At 33.8% G+C, this 20,266-nt stretch carries 12 protein-coding genes and 2 tRNA genes; 8 read left to right on the top strand and 6 right to left on the bottom strand.

Annotation, left to right across the window (positions count from 1 at the left end; all coding sequences use genetic code 11):
- Positions 1-527: 527 nt before the first annotated feature.
- From BMY96_RS07285 to mutS, 5 genes are all read right to left on the bottom strand, one after another.
- Positions 528-4,667, bottom strand: coding sequence for a hybrid sensor histidine kinase/response regulator transcription factor (locus BMY96_RS07285; protein ID WP_092850955.1), 4,140 nt, complete (start codon positions 4,665-4,667; stop codon positions 528-530).
- A 12-nt stretch (positions 4,668-4,679) separates the two neighbouring features.
- Positions 4,680-7,508, bottom strand: coding sequence for a DUF5060 domain-containing protein (locus tag BMY96_RS07280; RefSeq protein WP_092850952.1), 2,829 nt, complete (start codon positions 7,506-7,508; stop codon positions 4,680-4,682).
- 1,288 nt (positions 7,509-8,796) lie between these two features.
- A tRNA-Leu gene (locus tag BMY96_RS07275) sits at positions 8,797-8,880 on the bottom strand.
- A gap of 26 nt (positions 8,881-8,906) precedes the next feature.
- A tRNA-Gly gene (locus BMY96_RS07270) sits at positions 8,907-8,978 on the bottom strand.
- 98 nt (positions 8,979-9,076) lie between these two features.
- Positions 9,077-11,689 (bottom strand): DNA mismatch repair protein MutS, encoded by a 2,613-nt coding sequence (gene mutS, locus BMY96_RS07265; protein ID WP_092850951.1) that lies wholly within the window; start codon positions 11,687-11,689, stop codon positions 9,077-9,079.
- A gap of 410 nt (positions 11,690-12,099) precedes the next feature.
- Between mutS and BMY96_RS07260 the strand changes: the two genes are divergently transcribed.
- The 8 genes from BMY96_RS07260 to BMY96_RS07220 all read left to right on the top strand — a co-directional run bounded on the left by BMY96_RS07260 (position 12,100) and on the right by BMY96_RS07220 (position 18,707).
- Positions 12,100-12,630, top strand: a complete 531-nt coding sequence (locus tag BMY96_RS07260; RefSeq protein ID WP_092850950.1) for an RNA methyltransferase — start codon at positions 12,100-12,102, stop codon at positions 12,628-12,630.
- A gap of 28 nt (positions 12,631-12,658) precedes the next feature.
- Positions 12,659-13,318: a class I SAM-dependent methyltransferase gene (locus BMY96_RS07255; protein ID WP_092850949.1), complete on the top strand. Its 660-nt coding sequence runs from the start codon at positions 12,659-12,661 to the stop codon at positions 13,316-13,318.
- Positions 13,319-13,509: 191 nt separating this feature from the next.
- The gene (locus tag BMY96_RS07250) at positions 13,510-16,134 is read left to right on the top strand and encodes an MGH1-like glycoside hydrolase domain-containing protein (RefSeq protein WP_092850947.1); all 2,625 of its coding nucleotides are present in this window, start codon (positions 13,510-13,512) and stop codon (positions 16,132-16,134) included.
- A gap of 193 nt (positions 16,135-16,327) precedes the next feature.
- Positions 16,328-16,792, top strand: coding sequence for a hypothetical protein (locus BMY96_RS07245; RefSeq protein ID WP_092850946.1), 465 nt, complete (start codon positions 16,328-16,330; stop codon positions 16,790-16,792).
- A gap of 181 nt (positions 16,793-16,973) precedes the next feature.
- The gene (locus BMY96_RS07240; protein WP_175473533.1) at positions 16,974-17,507 is read left to right on the top strand and encodes a DUF2971 domain-containing protein; all 534 of its coding nucleotides are present in this window, start codon (positions 16,974-16,976) and stop codon (positions 17,505-17,507) included.
- 185 nt (positions 17,508-17,692) lie between these two features.
- Positions 17,693-17,926, top strand: coding sequence for a hypothetical protein (locus BMY96_RS07235; RefSeq protein WP_092850944.1), 234 nt, complete (start codon positions 17,693-17,695; stop codon positions 17,924-17,926).
- A gap of 239 nt (positions 17,927-18,165) precedes the next feature.
- Positions 18,166-18,408, top strand: coding sequence for a type II toxin-antitoxin system ParD family antitoxin (locus BMY96_RS07225; RefSeq protein WP_092850941.1), 243 nt, complete (start codon positions 18,166-18,168; stop codon positions 18,406-18,408).
- The gene (locus tag BMY96_RS07220; RefSeq protein WP_092850940.1) at positions 18,405-18,707 is read left to right on the top strand and encodes a type II toxin-antitoxin system RelE/ParE family toxin; all 303 of its coding nucleotides are present in this window, start codon (positions 18,405-18,407) and stop codon (positions 18,705-18,707) included. The genes BMY96_RS07225 and BMY96_RS07220 overlap by 4 nt, the downstream gene beginning before the upstream one ends.
- Positions 18,708-18,729: 22 nt before the next feature.
- Here BMY96_RS07220 and folK read toward each other — a convergent pair whose 3' ends face one another.
- Positions 18,730-19,860, bottom strand: coding sequence for a 2-amino-4-hydroxy-6-hydroxymethyldihydropteridine diphosphokinase (gene folK, locus BMY96_RS07215; RefSeq protein WP_092850939.1), 1,131 nt, complete (start codon positions 19,858-19,860; stop codon positions 18,730-18,732).
- Between the last annotated feature and the right edge of the window lie 406 nt (positions 19,861-20,266).

The raw sequence follows: 20,266 nt of genomic DNA, 5'->3' as shown, positions 1-20,266 counted from the left end.
GCATTTAAAACTTTATTGATAGCATAAACTAGCGCCTCTAATAACATTGACTAACCTAGTAGCTAGCCGCTTATTTTTTTTAGCCATAAAACATATAGAGAGGTTTACAAATATTGTGTTTTTTTAAACCCATTAAACTAAGCCTATTTATCTGTCAATAAAAATTACAACTAAAAAAAACTTAATATCATAACCAAAATGCAAAGCATAAAGCAGACTAATACTATTTCTGCTAAAAGTTTTAATCTGGTTTTACGGTGTTTCATGTTAAAAAACAATAATTACAAAATCAAATATACTAGTTGCCTTATGTTTTAGAATAGAACACATTAAGCATTAAATAAGACTTTTGTTGCGACTTCTATTATAAAAAGCCCTTTTACAACATTTGATTCACTCCCCGCAACATTTATTACTAACCTTGTATACAGGTTAAACTTCGCAAATCACACTTTTAGCGCAAAGCAATTTCGAATTAAAACGGTGGGCTTTATATGTTTTACTGTTTACTTTAAAGTATTGCTTATCTAGTTGTCATCCTTTTTTACCTTCACCTCGGTAGGAAGAATACCAAAGTGAGCTTTAAAACATTTCGTAAAATACGACGGTGAAGAAAACCCTACTTTATAACAAACTTCACTAATATTAGAGTTTCCTGTTTCAAGAATCTGTTTAGCTTTTTGTATACGTAGCTTTCTTAAAAACTCATTGACCGTTTGACCCGTAAGCGATTTTATTTTACGATAAAGTTGGCTTCTACTTAAGTTTAGTTGCGATGCTAAAACCTCTACACTTAAATCCGAATCGCTCATATTTTCACTTATATAACTTAGTACTTTTTGTATAAACTCTTTATCAATAGAGGTTGTTTCTGCCTTTTCTTTACCACTAATATCCGAAAAATACTTATCAAATATTAGTTTTCTACTAGTTATTAACTGCTCTAAACGCAATTTTAACAAACGCATATCAAACGGTTTTACCATATAGGCATCGGCACCAAAACCAATACCTTCCATACGGTCGTCTATTCTAGTTTTAGCTGTTAGCATTAACAGCGGGATATGACTTGTTTTTATATCTGTTTTTATTTGCTTACAAAACTCAAAACCATCCATTTCTGGCATAATAACATCGGTTAAAATCATATCTGGTATTGATTCTTTTGCTATTTTTAGACCTTCTTTTCCGTTTTTTGCTATTAGTATTTTATAATTATTTATTAATTCGCTTTTTAAATATTTTCTAAGTTCAACACTATCTTCTACAATAAGTAAAGTACTCGACCTGGTATCGTTTCCTGCATCGTTATCTATATCTGTTTCAACAGATTCGACACCAGCGTTTAAAATAAATTTTTCTTTTTTAGTGCTTTCTGAAATTACCTGAGGTGCAAGCTGCTCTTTTGTAAAATGAGCATTTCCAGCAGGAAGTAAAATTCTAAATGTGGTTCCCTTACCAACTTCACTTTCCACTTCAACTTTTCCTTTATGCAATTTTATAAAACTCTGTACAACCTCTAAACCAATACCTGTGCTACCATAATAGCCTTTGTTAAGATTTTCAATTTGATAAAAGCGTTCGAAAATTTTATTAATCTGGTCCTTTTCTAGACCTGGACCTGTATCTGATATTCTAATTTCTAAAGCTTTACGCGGATTTTTCTCGTCTATTAAAGGAAATAAAACCAAATCGTCTGTCGATAAAATATCTGCATTAATAGCACCACCATCTGGAGTCACTTTTATAGCATTAGACATAATATTGAAGATGATTTTTTCCAACATACTAGCATCTGCCCAAATTGGTAATTCGGGCACATCGGCATCCATGGAAAGATAGATGTTACGGCTAGAAGCTTCTTCCTTAAAAAAAGCAACCACATCCTTTGTTAAACTAACAAGATTAAATTCTGAAGCTCTAATATTAACTTTATCGAGCTCCAACTTTCTAAAGTCCATAAGCTCATTTATCATTCTATATAGTCTATCTGTATTTCTGTAAATAACATCCAATTTATCTTTTACTATATAAGGAAGAGCTAGACTTTTATCTCGAAGAATGTCCTGCAACGGATTTATTATTAATGTAAGTGGCGTTCTAAACTCATGAGAAATATTAGTAAAAAACTGTATTTTCTTCTCATTTAATTGATCTTCTTGTGCTCGCTTTATACGTTCATTTTTAATAGCCTCTTTCTCCTTTATACGGCTTTGTGTCATTCTATTTAATAGGTATACGCCCATAAAAAATAAAGTTATATAACATAGCATAGCAACATTTGTTTTCCACCATGGTGGTAACATAGTTATTTTAAGCTCTAGAGGGGTTTCGTTCCAAACACCATCATTATTTGCTGCTTTTAGTTTAAAAGTATAATTACCATAATCAAGATTTGTATAAGTAGCACTTTGTAAATCACCAACATAATTCCAAGAGTCCTCAAAACCTTCTAAGTAATAGGCGTATTGATTTTTTTCTGGTCTGGTATAATTAATCCCTATATATTCAATAGTAAATACAGTTTGTTCGTAATTAAATTCTAAACTCTTAGTTTCGGCGATAACCTTAGTAAGCGGACTGTTTTTCTGGTTTGGAGCAACTTGTTTATTAAAAATTTTCAATCCTGTTAAATATAATGAAGGTACACTAGAGTTTACTTCTAACTTTTCTGGATTAAAAAAATCTATACCTTTGTAATTACCAAAATAAAGCACACCATTTTCATCTTTTAAGGTGGCGTTAAAGTTAAAATCGTCGGATAGCAACCCATCGCTAGAGGTATAACTTTTAACCTCGTTTGTTTCAATATTTATTTTTGAAATCCCCGAATTACCCGATATCCAAATAGTCCCTGCGTTATCTTCAATAATCCCGGTAACATTTTCTTCTTGTAAACCTGTAATTTTATTATACCATTTAAGTTCGTTGGATTTCTTGTTGTATCTGCAAAGTCCTGCACCGCGTGTACCAATCCAAATATAGCCCTTTGAACATTGAAATAAGGATAAAATATGATTGGCACTTTTTTGGTTATTAGGAGCTTGAGACATCTTTTCTTGTAATGAAGTAAGTTTTAATTCCTGATTATCTCCTTTATCTATTTTAAAAAGCCCATCGATTGTACCAAACCAAATAGCATTATCGTTATCTACTAATATTTTTCTAACATCGGTATTTGAAATACTTTCAAATGGACCAGAATTATAGTTTTTAAGTATATTTGTTTTTGGATTATATGCGTATATTCCGGTATAGAACGATCCCATCCAAATAATACCATCTTGATCTTCGGTTATAGACAAAATAGCATTAGAGCCCAAATCTCCCTTGGAGTTTTCTACATTTACATTCTTAAACTTATTTGAGTCTTTTTTAAGTACATAATAACCATTATCCCAACTTCCTGCCCAAATATTTTCTTTACTATCAATAAAAATAGTTTGAATATAATTACTAGTTAATCCAGAGTAATGCTTGGTAGACGAAATATTTACGTGCTTAAAATTTAGGTTTTTAGTATCTATTATATCGATTCCTCCTCCATCCATAGAAACCCAAATTTGGTCGTTAGTACCTTTAACAAGGCATGTTACTGAGCCCGTTTGTAACGAATTTATATTACTTGTTAAGCTTTCAATATTTCCAAATTTATCAAAAAACTTATCGCTTACCGCCACTCCGCTATTGTAGTAACCCAACCATATACGGTTTTCTTTATCAAGAAACAAAGACCAAATGGAGTTTGATCGAATACTATTTTCATCTCTTTTATCATTTACGTATTTTTTTATTAACTCTCCCTTAGTATTAAGATGAAAAAGGCCGTCATTTTCCGAGCCAATTAATATAGAATGATCTGCCAACTGAGTCATTGCTAGTATACGTTTATTAGTTATTTTAAAATTTAAAACTTTTATAATTGTATCTTTTTCAGTTTGGTACTTAATTACACCATTACCGTAAGTTCCCGCCCATAGATGATTATTTGTAGTCCGCTTTAAGGTTTGTATAGGTAAGTTAAAATTTATATTACTACTGTTATGAGGCTTTCTAATTTTATTACTAGAATAATCTAACACCCTAAGCCCAACACTAGTTCCTAAATACACAGTTTCATTGCATATTTCTATGGAGTTTATAGCTGGATAACGATTTCTTTTTGTTACTCGAACAACCTCTCGATTTTCTAAATTAAGCATGAATAAACCCAAATCTTTAGTTCCAATTAAAAGATTTCCTCGATTATCTTCTTTAATACTTAATACAGAAACTCCAATTTCGTTAGAATTACCAAGAGGTATCTTTTTAAAATCATCTAAATCTCTGTTATATAGATTTAAACCATCTTCTGTACCAAACCAAAGCCGGTTTTCTTTATCTAGATAGGAAGAAAAAACAAGATTACTTCGCAACGCCGTTGAGTCTCCTACTTTGTACTTATATGAAGTATAATCAACGCCGTCAAACTTATACAGACCAGAACCATTAGTACATATCCAAACAAAGCCATAGTGATCTTGAATAATGGAATATATACCAACTTTAGAAATGCCTTCTTTTATATTAACAAATTGAAAATCTTCAGTAGGAGTTTGTGCTTCAAAATTTAAGGTAAATATAAACCCTAAAAAAAAGAAAAGAATGATCCATCTTTTTAGCTGCATAGTGTTACAATTTTATTTAGGACTAAAGTTAACATCTTTTGTTAGAATAATTCTATCCATTTTAAAACCATCTTCTCTCATGGAGAAAGATAAAATAGACGTTCCTTCTTCGAGGTCTAAAAATATGGTTTTTGGCGTTCCGCAATGATTATCTGGATCTCGTTGTGCCGAGGACCATGTCCATTTATTTTTACCCTTGCACCATTGCATACGCGCACCACTTTCTGGCCACGTATTATTTACGCCAACATGCACCCCGTTATCTTCGGTACCATTAGAATAAGCACTAACCCAAACATAGTAACGGCCAGCTGTACTAACGTTTATTTTGTACGAAACCAAACCTCCAACACCTGGCAAAGGGAAAAAGTTATCGCCTGTAATTAAAATATCGTCGTGCGTAATACGTGTATCCGGAAAGGCCTCGATATATGTATTAGAGCTTGCGGTTTTACTTTGGTCTGTTTTCTCTTTAGCCGTTTTAACAATCCACGTTCTGTTTGTTCCGTTTTTTGAATTATAATGAAAATTCTCTGCCTCAATTTCTAACACCCCATCTTTTTCTGTAAAAGCAGTTTCAGCTTGCAACATATGTTTAGTTACCATGCCTTCAGGTGTTAAAATTAAACGACTCCAACGGCCTCTAGACCAAGCTGTTTCATCGTTTTCAGGTATTTTTTTGTTTGTAACAGCCTTAGATGCTATTTGTATTATATCATGCTCTGCAATAAAAACTAGACCTAGATTATGACGTGCTTCTTCAAATGCTTTATCTGTTTCCGGGTTTGTTACCTCACTTATAACACTACCATTTTTTAAAATAAGGTATTCCGATTCACCATCATTCTCGGCCATTGAAATAAACGCCAAATCATACAAACCAGACACTCCATTAAACCTTGTGGTTGCATACGCATACTTAGAGCGTTGTCCTTTATCTGCAGCATTAATAGCAAAAACACCGTTAGGTTTATCTTTATAGTATACCGCTTTGTTTTGATTTGCTTCTATTTCAAAATCTGTTAAAGCACTTAAGGTTACTACCTCCTTTTTTGTTTTTAAAGCACCTTTTTTTGTGTTACGTTTTAAGCTTAACAACGCGACCCAATCTTTTTCTTTATTTGGCGGAAACCCAATATCTGCCTTTTGACCACCTTCTATAGTTTTAACACTTCCGATTTGTAAGTCTCCACCGGTTCTTGGGTTATACCATTTTACTTGAAACGTGTTTTTAGAACCAAATAAGTTGATTTTTGTTTCTATTACTTCTGGTAAGTAAATGGCGTAGGTATCATTATTTTTTGCAAAAACAAAATCGTTTGGATTCTCGGTTAAACCATCGGCAGATTGCATTTCTGAAAAAGGCAAATGTTTCTGAAAAAAGTCCAAAGCATATCTTGTTTGATTCCAAACATCATCTCTAGAACGCCAATCTTCGCAATTTAAATCGTTATGATCAAATTTGTATCCAAAATACCACTCTACACCAGCACCTCCAGCCATTAAATTTGCCCATAATACGCGATGTCTTATATCATTGTGGTTAGGGTCGTCCTTATCTGGTTTTGCTCCAGTATCAGCAGGACCTATTTCATCTTGATTTACAACCCAATTCCTTCCACTTTTTTGAGATTCGTTAATCCATTTTTTGGTTATGTCGTGAATTAAATCCGGTTTGTGTGTTTGCATAGAAGGACCATCTAAAAACGGATAACCTAGTAATGGATTTAAATACAAATCCTGCTCTTCTGGTAAGGAATGTGTATGTAACACCACAAAATTCTTATAAGGATCATGAGTTTTAATATACTTAGCCATAGCTTTTCTATCGCTATCATTTTGTCCTTTTGGAGACCAATGTACAGGGCCATTTTCTTCTCCTAAATTCCATGTTATTGCTAAATGATGAGAAAACCTTGCGATTAACTCTCGGTAATACAATTTTCGTTGTACACCAAGTTCGCCAATATCCATTAACAGCTCGTTTTCTGTTTCTTGAGTTACTATATGAAGCATTAACCCTAGCGCATCCATGTGATCGAAAACAAGTTCCCATTGGTCTAGCTTACTACAATCAAAACGGTAACGCTCATTTTCATCGGTCCACGGCCAAACATCTTTTCCATCGCCTTGCACATTCATGGTTAAAAAATAAACCGAATTCATCCCTTTTGAAGCTAAATAATTTAATGCTCCAATAATGTTTTTACCTTTGCCGTTTTGCCACGTTGGATCTCCTTTTTTCCAATCTTGAGCGTGCGGCTCGTACCTGTGTTTATCTGGTGTTTGATCGAACTCATAATAGCCTAAAAAGTTTTCAGGACTGTCTGTGCCCCCTTTTAAAAAGGGCGCGTTGGTTTCGGCATAGTGTAAATATCTGTCGCCTTTATATTGCAACCTGCCTTTTTCGCCTTCATCTGGATTTGCAATTTCAAAAGCACCTTTTAAAGCATCAAAAGCAACAGGTTCGCCTGCATTTATATCATCATTTATGGCTATATTTTTCCCTTTTCTAAAGGATACTTGGTAGGTCCAAGTACCAACCTCATCTGGCATAAATCGTACTTGCCAAACCTTACCGGTTTTGGCGCTTGTTTCGGCTGCATTACCATCGGCGGCATAAAAACCAGGAACTACATATGTTTTGTTTTTATGTTTAAAAACAACATTAAGTCTGTAATTTAAAAAGGGATTATCTTCTTGACTTTCATTAAAAGTATCGCCAGTAAAACTTAAGGTTACTTTTTGCCATTTTTTAAATGTTCCATCTACTTTAAGGTCTTTGTATTGAGAAAAAGTAAGTTGTGAAATAAAAAACAAAAGTACAGTTAGGGTTTTCATTATATTTAGTTTGGTTTTAGTTTTGGTTGGTTTTATAACTTTAAATTTCGGAGAATTAATTTAGATTCCTAGAAATATAATTGATCTTTTCAATTACTCGTTAAAAGTATATATTTTAAATACTACTTCCCTTGCTAGTTGCTCGCATAATAGTTAAAAAAACTCACAAATTATACAAATATAAAAAAGACATAAATTTCTTAATCTTACTACAAACACTAGACTCTTAAGTTTTTATTTACTTTTAATTTAAAAAAGCTAAAATTAGCCAACGAGTTTAATCTGTTTTACATGCATTTACCAAATCCAAATTCACAAAAAACACTTACCATCAATTTACAACATCCTAGCGCTATATTAAATAAAGTTTTTTATCAATAACTTACCACCTTTTAACCAAAATAAGTGCCGTTAAATAAAATATCTATCTCATTAATTTTGAGTTTGCTTACGTTGCATTCTCTTTTTAAAACGACACTGTATAGTAAATTGATACGGGATAATAGTTTGGTATTAGTGCTGCACAATCATTTTTTTAGATTGCTTAGGTACTTTTTACACAAAAGCTAAAGCCTTACAAAATTCTTCCTTAACTATACTCCTTATAATAGAAGAAGTACCTACGTTTCTTATAAAACTATACTATTAAAAATAATTTTAAATTAATGTGAAACAAAAATATAATTATGCTAAAATTAGGTTTACAACAAATGATGCATCTTATGTAACAAATGATGCTATATATGGGCATTCAATAAAGAACACACCTTTGTTTTAAAATTTATTAATGCTAAAAACACATATTTTTTAATATCTAATTTTATAAAGTAGATTTTTTTAATGTAACAGCTATATAACCCAAATGACCGACCATCGCAATACGGAATAAGCTTTATATTAACTAAATTATAGACATAAAAAGCTAAACCAATTACAATTTAAAATGGATATTAGGTACTAAAATAGAAATTGAACAACTTGTCTTAAATATCTAAACCCAAATAGATATGTTAAGCTAACATATTTGAATACCAGATTACTACTTAAAAATGTATTAAAATAATAAACTGGTCTTTATTTTTACAGATTGGTTTAAATAAAAAGCCTAAACTAACAAAAGACAAGGCTTTTTCTAAGGAGACAGGAATTACCTATATCGAGTCTCTATTTTAACATGTTAATATAAATATTTGGATTACCTTTTACTTTAAAAATAAATACAAAACGAGCCTTCAGCATATTTTTAAAACAAAAAAAGGCCGAAACTTTCGTTTCGGCCTTTCATCTGTACTGAAGACGGGACTTGAACCCGTACGTCCTAATGGACATTGGATTTTAAGTCCAACGTGTCTACCAATTCCACCACTTCAGCATTGGTATATTTTAAGAAAGTTTCAGAGCGAAAGACGGGATTTGAACCCGCGACCCCCACCTTGGCAAGGTGATGCTCTACCCCTGAGCTACTTTCGCAGTCTTTTATATGAACTTGCAATATTGCTATTGCGGATGCAAATTTAAAATATTTCTAGGAATACCAAAGCGTTTTGCTAAAATAAATTAAAAAAATTTTAAGCCTGCTTTTTTTTAACCAACATTCGCTTAATTTCATTCAATTTCATAAGCGCTTCTACAGGTGTAAGTGTATCAATATCAATGTGTAATATTTCTTCTTTAATATTTTCCAATAATGGGTCGTCTAAATTAAAAAAACTGAGTTGCATGTCGTCATTTATTGTTTTTACCTTATCGGTAAGCTCTTCGCTGGAATGCGACTGCTCTAATTTCTTCAAAATTTTGTTAGCGCGATGCAAAACTTGCTGCGGCATACCTGCCATTTTTGCCACATGAATTCCAAAACTATGCGCACTTCCGCCTTCAACCAATTTTCTTAAAAACAAAACATTGTCTTTTAACTCTTTTACAGACACATTAAAGTTTTTTATGCGCTCAAAAGTTTCACTCATTTCATTAAGCTCATGGTAGTGCGTGGCAAATAAGGTTTTTGGTTTTGCAGGATGCTCATGTAAATATTCGCTAATAGCCCATGCTATCGAAATACCATCGTAAGTACTTGTGCCTCGACCAATTTCATCAAGTAGGACCAAACTTCTGTCGGAGATATTGTTAAGAATAGATGCGGTTTCATTCATTTCTACCATAAATGTAGATTCGCCCATCGATATATTATCGCTAGCACCAACTCTAGTAAAAATTTTATCAACCAATCCTATTCTCGCTTCTTTAGCAGGCACAAAACTTCCTATTTGAGCCAATAACACGATTAAGGCGGTTTGACGTAATATGGCCGATTTACCAGACATATTAGGACCCGTAATCATAATAATTTGTTGCCCCGTTCTGTCCAAAAATACATCGTTAGCAATATACGCTTCGCCTATTGGTAATTGTTTTTCTATAACCGGGTGGCGCCCCTCTTTAATTTCTAAATCGAAAGAATTATCGAGCGTTGGGTATATGTAATTATTATCTTTTGCCAATTGTGCAAACCCACATAAACAATCTATTTGCCCAATTAAAAAAGCATTTTGCTGTACAGGCTTAATATATTGATTTAACCAAGTAACCAATTTAGCAAACAACTCCTGCTCTATGGCTTGTATTCTATCTTCGGCACCTAATATTTTGGCTTCGTATTCTTTAAGTTCTTCGGTAATGTAACGCTCTGCATTTACTAAAGTTTGCTTACGTATCCATTCTTCTGGAACTTTATCTTTATGGGTGTTTCTAACTTCTATATAATACCCAAAAACGTTATTGGATGCTATTTTTAGCGATGTTATTCCGGTGCGTTCACTTTCGCGCTCTAACATACTATCTAAATAGTTTTTTCCGGATTTAGACAAGCCTCTTAACTCATCCAATTCGGCCGAAAAACCAGGCGCAATACTATTTCCTTTTAAAACATTTACAGGCGCATCTTCATTAACAGTTTCCTTAATTTTTTCGCGTAATACCTGGCAACTTTGTAAGGTATCGCCAATAATTTTTAGAGATTCATTATCGCAATTTGAAGCCAGCTCTTTAATGGGCACAATAGCTTCTAGGGAGTTTTTAAGCTGAATAACCTCTCGTGGATTCACCTTACCTGTGGCTGTTTTAGAAATTAAACGCTCTAAATCGCCAATTTGCTTAATATGGTTTTGAATGTTTAGAAGTACGGCATCTTCTTTTGTTAAAAAACTTACCACCTCGTGGCGTTGTTTTATTTTTTCAACATTTTTTAAAGGAAGCGCCAACCAGCGTTTTAACAACCTTCCGCCCATAGGCGAAATGGTTTTATCAATAACATTTAAAAGCGTAACCGCATTGTTATTTGTGGAGTTATAAAGTTCTAAATTTCTTATGGTAAATCTATCCATCCACACATAATCATCTTCGGCAATTCTAGAAATAGAAGTGATATGTTGTAATTTATGATGCTGAGTTTCTCCTAAATAATGCAGTATAGAACCCGACGCAATAATACCTTCGTATAAATCTTCAATACCAAAGCCTTTTAAGGTTTTTGTATCAAAGTGTTTGGTTAAAGTTTCGTAGGCATAATCGGTTTGATACACCCAATCTTCTAAATAAAAGGTATGAAAATCTTCGCCAAAAGTTTTATTAAATAAGCTGCGCTTTTGTTTGGACACTAAAACCTCGCTTGGGCTAAAATTTTGGAGCAACTTATCAATATACTCCGCATTACCCTGCGATGTTAAAAACTCGCCCGTAGAAATATCTAAAAACGATATCCCTATATATTTTTTATCGAAATAAACCGAACACAAAAAGTTGTTAGATTTAGAGACTAAAACCTCATCATTTAAAGCAACTCCTGGCGTTACCAACTCTGTAACACCACGCTTTACAATATTTTTGGTTTGTTTAGGATCTTCTAACTGGTCGCAAATGGCAACACGCTCGCCAGCTTTTACCAATTTTGGCAAATAGGTGTTTAATGAATGATGCGGAAACCCTGCTAACTCCGTTTCGCTTTCGCTACCGGCACCACGCTTGGTTAAAATAATGCCTAATATATTTGCCGTTTTAACCGCATCGCTACCAAAAGTTTCGTAAAAATCGCCCACACGAAACAACAACAAAGCATCTGGATACTTTGCTTTTATAGCATTGTATTGTTTCATTAACGGGGTTACTTTTTTACTTTTTGTTGCCAATGGTTTTCTGTTTTAGTAAGTTTGCTAATGTAATTATTATTCTATTTTTTTTAAAGCGGAAAGCATAGAAGTTATTGGTACTTGTTCACAAAAACAGGTTTATGGTTTGGCATATATGGATTCCTTTATTTTTACTGGATAACACTAAGTTAAACGACCTTGTTTTTAGTTTTGAGTAAGCACATAACCGTGGCGCGTTAGGGATTGCAGTGGAAAGCCCACAGCCTGACGAAGGAAGTGCGAGGACTTGTAACCTTTCGACTTTGCTCAAGACAGGCTTCAAGCCCGACCACTCGCCCTGAGCATAGACGAAGGGTGTGGTAACCAGCCTTCCGGCAGGCAGACGCCCAATTTAATAAAAAATAAAGATTAATGAGATTTTCGCTTTCGCGGAAATAATAAAACAAAGCATGCGGAAACTAAAAAATAGTGAGTTAGATAGATTAAGTGTTGATGCTTTTAAAGAGGCTGAAAAAACACCATTAATTATTGTACTAGATAATATTAGAAGCTTAAACAATATTGGCTCGGTTTTTAGAACGAGCGATGCTTTTTTAATTGAAAAAATTTACCTCTGTGGCATTACTGCGAAACCGCCACACAAGGATATACATAAAACAGCATTAGGCAGTACAGATACTGTTGATTGGGAATATGCTGAAAACACTTTAGATATAGTTGAAAAACTACAGGCCGATAACATTAAAATATGCGCCATCGAGCAAGCCGAAAACGCCATTATGCTAAACGATTTTAAAACCGAAGCTCACACCAGATACGCTTTAGTTTTTGGTAACGAGGTAAAAGGTGTGGCGCAAAATGTGGTAGATAAAAGCGATTTTGTTATTGAAATACCCCAATATGGTACAAAACACTCATTAAATATTTCGGTTAGCTGCGGCGTAGTTACTTGGGACTTATTTAGTAAGTTACAGCAATAGGGTTTTAATAAATTCTTAATCTGACCCCATGCCAAAAAAAGCAAAAGCACCATGGCCCACTAAAGATGCCATGACCCAGATTTATGAGCTCAACCTTTGGGGTGGCGAAACCACCGCGTTTTATTCTGGTTTCGGTTCGCACGACCCTAATATTATAACGCCATATTTAAACGCTATTATTGGTTTTTTAAAAACACACAACACGCCTTTAGTGGTGTGCGATTTAGGCTGTGGCGATTTTAATATTGGCAAACATATTTATTCGCATACTAAACACTATACAGGTATTGATATTGTTGAAAACCTTATTAAACGAAACCAAAACACGTTTAAAGCCGAAAACCTAGAGTTTGCCTGTTTAGATATTTGCAAAGCCGAACTTCCTACTGCAGATTGCCTTATAATAAGGCAAGTACTCCAGCATTTATCTACCGCCGAAATTTTAGAAGTGGTCCAGAAAATAACCAACTACAAATACATTGTCCTTACCGAGCATTTGCCCAATGGCGACTTTATACCAAACAAGGATATTATTTCTGGCCAAGGCATACGTATTAAAAAAAATAGCGGTGTAAACCTTCTAGAAGCACCTTTTTTCTTGAAGATTAAAGACCAAAAAATAATTGACGATTACATTTTAGAGCACAACAAAGAACATATTGTAACCACTTTATACACATTGTTTTAAAAGCGAATCCCACTTAATAATTCTATTTAAAATTATCATTTAGGCAAATAAAAAATGGCGTTCTTGGTGAGATATCAACAGAATCCACCAAAAAATTCCAAATAGACAATACTTAAAAAACAGACCGCCAATTGGCCAAAACTTGCAATAATTTTACCTAAATTGTTTCAGAAATTATTAATATCTATTTTATGGCTAATAAAAACCCAGAAGCACAACGACTAGAAGTTGCAGATAATTACAGAAACTGGAAAAAATGGGGTCCATATTTGGCAGAAAGACAATGGGGAACCGTACGCGAAGATTATAGCGAACATGGCGAATCCTGGGAATTTATAGACCACGATAAAGCCAGAAGTAACGCGTACCGTTGGGGAGAAGAAGGTATTGGTGGCTTTTGCGATTCTAGAGAAATTTTATGTTTAGCACCTGCTTTTTGGAACGGAAACGATAGCATTTTAAAAGAGCGTTTATTCGGGCTTACCAACAACCAAGGTAACCACGGCGAAGATGTTAAGGAGCTATATTTCCATCAAGTATCTACGCCAACACACACGTACAATAAATACTTATATAAATATCCGCATAGCAAATTTCCGTATACCGAGTTGGTAAACGTAAATGCATCTCGCGGCAGACACGAAGACGAATTCGAAATTTTAGATACCGGTTGCTTTAAAGATAGTGCGTATTTTGATTGTTTTATAGAATATGCAAAAGCTGGTGTCGATGATATTTTAATGAAAGTTACCGTGGTTAACCGAGGCAATAAAGCAGCCGACTTACATGTGTTACCACACTTTTGGTTCCGGAATTTCTGGAAACATAATATAAAACACGAACGCCCAAGTATAAAATCGACCAATAAATTTGCAGCACAATCTAGTAGCCCACGAAATGGCGATTACTATTTTTACCACGAAGGCGGCGAGCAGTTATTTTGCGAAAACGAAACCAACAACAAACGTATTTACAATATAAAAAACGATGTGCCTTATGTTAAAGATGGCATTCATGAGCATGTTGTAAACAACCAAAAAACAGTTAACCCTAAAAAAATGGGATCTAAAATGGCTGTTTGGCATAAATTTAATTTAAAAGCAGGCGAAGAAAAAAGCGTAAAAGTAAGACTAAGCAAGGAGGCTTTAAACGATCCGTGGACCGATTTCGATGCTATATTTAACCAACGCATACAAGAGTGCGAAGACTTTTATACCGACATCATTCAAAAAGACTTACCAGAACAACGACAAGAATTAGCCCGAAAAGCCTTTTCAGGCTTGTTATGGACCAAGCAGTTTTACTATTTCGATGTGTTTAAATGGCTATTTGGTGGTCCCGGAGAAAGCAAACCACAACGTACCAACATGCGAAATTACAGTTGGCAACACCTTACCAACCGCCATATTATTTCTATGCCCGATAAATGGGAATACCCATGGTATGCCGCTTGGGATTTAGCATTTCATATGGCATCGTTTGTAGAAATAGACCCGTATTTTGCAAAACAGCAATTACTTTTATTTTTAGAAGAAAGCTACATGCATCCTAATGGTCAAATTCCGGCTTACGAGTGGAATTTTAGCGATGTAAATCCGCCTGTACACTCCTATGCCGTTTGGAAAGTTTACGAAAAAGATAAAGCAAAAACAGGCAAAGGCGACACAACATTTTTAGAGAAAGCCTTCCATAAACTACAAATAAATTACACCTGGTGGGTAAACCAAAAAGATAAAAACGGCACCAACCTTTTTGAAGGTGGCTTTTTAGGCTTGGATAATATTGGGGTTTTCGATAGAAACCACATGCCTGCAGGTATAACACGTATGCAACAAGCCGATGCTACCAGTTGGATGGCCATGTTTTCTATTAACATGCTTCGCATATCTTTAGAGCTCGCCGAAACCAATAAAGTGTACGAGGAAGCTGCAGCAAACTTTTTTAGGCACTTTTTAAACATTGCCTGGGCCATGCACCATATTGGTAAAAAAGATATTTCGCTTTGGGACGACGATGATAATTTCTATTACGATGTGGTAGAAATGGACAATGGCAGTACCGATCGTTTACGGGTGCGCTCCTTAGTTGGCGTAATACCAATGTTTGCCGTAGAAATTATACATAAAGATTTATTCGAAGATTTAAAAGAATTCAGGTTTCGTGCCAACCGTATTATTAAAACAAGACCCGATTTAGCCTCTTTAATTTCTAATTTAGAAAAAGCTAATGAAGATGGCAATTTTATGTTCTCCATTATGCGCGGCTTTAGGTTAGAGCATTTATTAAAACGCTTGTTGGATGAAGGTGAGTTTTTATCAGATTACGGTATACGCTCGCTTTCAAAATACCATGAAAAATACCCGTTTGTATTTCAGCATCATGGGCACCATCAAATACAATACGAATCTGGCGAAAGCAGATCCAATATGTTTGGTGGAAACTCCAATTGGCGCGGACCAATTTGGATGCCGTTAAATTATATGATAATTCAATCGTTACGAAAATACTATACCTTTTATGGCGACGAGTACACCTACGAATTCCCTACAGGCTCTGGCAACAAACTCAATTTAAAGCAAATTGCAAACGAGCTTACCAAAAGGCTTATTAAACTTTTTGAACCTAATGAAGAGGGTAAATTCCCGTACCATTCTGAGGATGCCGACCAAGTATTTACAAAAGACGAACATTTTAAAAACGAACACTTTTTCTATGAGTTTTTTGATGGCGATAGCGGTAAAGGCCTTGGCGCCTCTCACCAAACCGGATGGACCTCTCTTATTGCCAATTTAGTAATGGAAATGGACGAGGATTAAAACTTTCTAGCTTATAATAAAATCCCTTATTGGAAGGTCTTAACAAATAGATATTCTTGTAAGGGATTTTTTTGTTATTTGTAGGGGGAATTGGTTATATTTACGAGATAACAAGAGCAGAAAACTAACTATATCATGTTTCATTTCCAGAATATGAAACATAGATGTAACTATATAACGAGTTGCCAACAATATGAAAAAAACTAACTTCGGATTAATTTTAATACTTCTGACCTTCTTTTTTTCGTGTAATGAAAAGAAAATATCGGAATTAAATAATCGGATTACTGAACTCGAAACTCAAAATAAAAAACTAACCGATTCGATTTCTAAATCGGACTATTATAAGGTTTTAAGCTCAAACATTGTCGGACTGACTGCTAAACCTGAATTTATTGTAAATGAAAAAAGTGAAGTGAAATTCCTTTTTAATTATCCTGAAAAATTACTGACTTATAATGTTTATACGACTACCAGCGATGGAAAACCTGATAAGTTGGTTTACGAAAATCTTACGGATAATGAATTCATGTATAGCTTCATTCCAGAAAAAGCAGGAGAGCACAATATTAAATTAGTAGCAGTTTTTAAAATGAACAATAAAGAAAATGAAGAAATACACGTTCCGACAAATTTATATGTTACGGTAAAAGAATAAAAATACTGTTGGCAACAAAGTATATAAAAAATTGCTAGTTTTACCTTAACCAATGTTAGTTGCTTTGTTTGCTTGCATCTGATTTTCCTTCGGAAAATCCTCGCACACAAACACGCAACTTTCCATATACGTAAACGTTACCAAAAATATTTGAGAAACTATGTACTACAAATTTCGAGATTTGAAAGATTATAAATATATCATCGATATTTTTTTCAATCAAAGATTATATGTTGCAAGTTTTAGAAAATTAAATGACAATTTTGAAGGACAATTTTTTTCAAATGTTTTTAGTGAAAAAAGATATAAATTGAATCCAAGAAAGGAGAGTCATATAAGTGTTTGTTCCTTTTCTGGTAATTACAAGAGTCATTTAATGTGGTCACATTATGCGAATGGACATAGAGGAATTGCAATAGGATTTGAAATAGACAAATCTAAATACAACATCGAAAAAGTTACATATAATGGTCTTAAAAGTTTCAATATATTTCCACAAAAGTTTAATGAATTAAAATCAGTATTTTTAAATAAACTTGAAGAGTGGAGTTACGAAGAAGAATATCGCATAATTACAGAAAAACAAGATTATGTAAATATAGAAATTAAGGAAGTTATCTTTGGTGCAGAAACTTCTGAAGATGATAAATCTTTAATTAAAAAAATGATAAAATTAATAGATAAAGAAATTAAAATTAAAACTTATTGCGATTAATACTTCCGGTAACAACATTTATATCTGATTGCTAGTCCTCTATTCGCGTGTAAAACCCTATAGTTTTCCCTAATGGCTCGGTTTATTTCTTTAACTTAGTTCTCGCCAACACAACTAACCATAACACAAACACGTAGCCAAAGCAAAACCAAAAACAATTTCACCTTTCACGGAACCCCAACAAAATGATCATAGACCAAGAGCAAATTTTCAAAGACGTCCTTTCCAAACTAGAAGGCACAATTAACGAACAAAGTTTTTTTAATAAGTTTTTGGAATTGTATCCTGAGGTTTGGAAAAAGGAAAAAATTATGTTTTCAAAATTTAATAAAAGTAAAAAGTTTGGGCAAACCATTCCGTTAGCACAACCTGAGGTTTCTTTACGAAAAGACATTAGGATTTGGTTGCAAAAACAATAAAAGAAGCTGTGTTGTAAACAGGATTTCTACCCTCCACTAATCTCACAAATAATTAGCCAGATTACCCACAAAATCTCTATTGAACACATCTATTATTTTTACGTTAAAATCTTTTTGAATAAAACCATACATAAACTTCCTTTTAGGTAATTCTCTCTGCGATTTTAACTCAAGAGATGTTTTATGCCACTTGCTTTCGTTACCAAGATTTGGTATATTTGAGCAAATAAATTGTCGAAATGGGAAAAAACACATCAATATCACTCGGAAATCACTTTGAGGAATTCATAAAAGACGAGGTAAAATCAGGCAGATATGGTTCTGTTAGCGAAGTAATTCGTTCTGCTCTGCGACTTTTGGAACGAGAAGAAAAAAAAGAAAGAGAGCTAATTAAAGCTCTAGAACTTGGTGAGCAAAGCGGATTTGTTGAAGATTTTGACCCAAAACAAAACCTTACTAAATTACATAACCAACATTTATGAGTAAAAACAAATATCGTATAAGCAAACAAGCGATTGATGATTTAAATGATATTTGGATTTATACTTTTAATAAATGGTCTAAAGCTCAAGCCGACAGGTATTACCAATTAATAATCGAAGAGATTGAGTTTATAGCAGACAACTATCAGATTGGGAAATCTGCAGAACAAACCCGAAAAAACTATCGATTAACAAAAATAAAATCGCATGTCATTTTTTACAGAAAAGTGGAAAATGATATTGTGGAAATCGTTAGAATTTTACACCAAAGAATGGATGTTAAAAAACGTCTTAAATAAAAACAGGATTAAAAATAAAACACTACCCTTCACTAATCTCACCTAAAACCCACAAATAATCAGCCCGATTGCCCACAAAATCTCTATTGGACACATCTATTATTTTTACGTTAAAATCTTTTTGAGTCTTTAAAAAATCGAGATAGCCAGCGTTTATTTTCTCTAGATATTCATTGGCTATATTTTGCTCGTAATCGCGACCACGTTTTTTTATGTTTTCTTGTAAACGCTCGGTGTTTTGGTATAAGTAAACATATAATTCGGGTTTAGCAATGTCTTTATACATTAAGTAAAACAACTTGCGGTATAAATTAAATTCATCTTCATTTAAAGTAATTTTAGAAAATATAAGCGATTTAAAAATATCGTAATCGCTAACTATAAAATCTTTAAACAAATCGAGTTGCGATAAATCGTCGCTAATTTGTTGGTAACGATCTGCAAGGAAAGACATCTCTAAAGTAAAGGCATATCGGTTTGCATCTTCGTAAAACTTGGGTAAAAACGGATTATCTGCAAAGCGTTCTAAAATTAAACGCGCATTAAAATCGTGCGCCATTTTTGTGGCTAAACTTGTTTTTCCAGCGCCAATATTACCCTCGATAGCAATGTAATTAAAGTTCGAGAACTGGTGTTGCTTGCTGGGGTTTTTCAACCAAATGTTTATAGGTTCTAAAACCGAATCGTCTTCGCAATTTTCCAACAAAATAGACACTTGCGTGTTGTTTACCGGATGCTTTAGTTTAGAAGCAATATCGTTAAGCGGCAACAGAACAAATCGGCGTTTAGCCATTTCTGGATGAGGCACTTGTAGGGTTGCTGTGTTTATAATCTCGTTTTCGGCAAAAACAATATCTAAATCTATTATTCGAGCTTCGTAGGTGTTTGCCTGGGTTCGGGTTCTACCTAAATCGGTTTCAATGTTTAATAGCAAATCTAAAACCTCTTGAGGTTGTAAATAGCTTTCTAGCACCAGACAGCAGTTATAAAAATCGTCGCTTTCAAAACCAAATGCGGGCGATTTATAAATTTTAGAAATAAGTTTTATGTTACCAACACGCACGTAAATGGTATCGATAGCATCTTGTAAATTCTTAAATTTATCACCTTTATTGCTTCCTAAAGCGATATGGTATGTTTTGGGTTTTAACATAGGGCGGCAAATTAATAAAAAGTAAATGGTCTGCTGTCACTTCGAGTGATTTTTTGAGTGTGCGAACAAAAATTGTATCGAGAAGCTACTTAACACATCTTGATAAATTGAACACAAAATCGTTCTCGATACAATGCTCCTATAGACGCATCACTCGAACTGACAAATCTGCAATTAAAAACCCCAATGTCACTTCGAGTGATTTTTTGAGTGTGCGAACAAAAATTGTATCGAGAAGCTGCTTAATACATCTTGATAAATTGAACACAAAATCGTTCTCGATAAAATGCTCCTAAGGTCGCATCACTCGAACTGACAAACCTATAATTAAAAACCCCAATGTCACTTCGAGTGGTTTTTGTGAGTGCGCGAACAAAAATTGTATCGAGAAGCTACTTAACACATC

It is taken from the genome of Algibacter pectinivorans (assembly GCF_900112595.1).
Taxonomy (GTDB): domain Bacteria; phylum Bacteroidota; class Bacteroidia; order Flavobacteriales; family Flavobacteriaceae; genus Algibacter_B; species Algibacter_B pectinivorans.
Note: the sequence above shows the minus strand (reverse complement) of the source record. Positions and strands in the feature narration are given on the sequence as shown.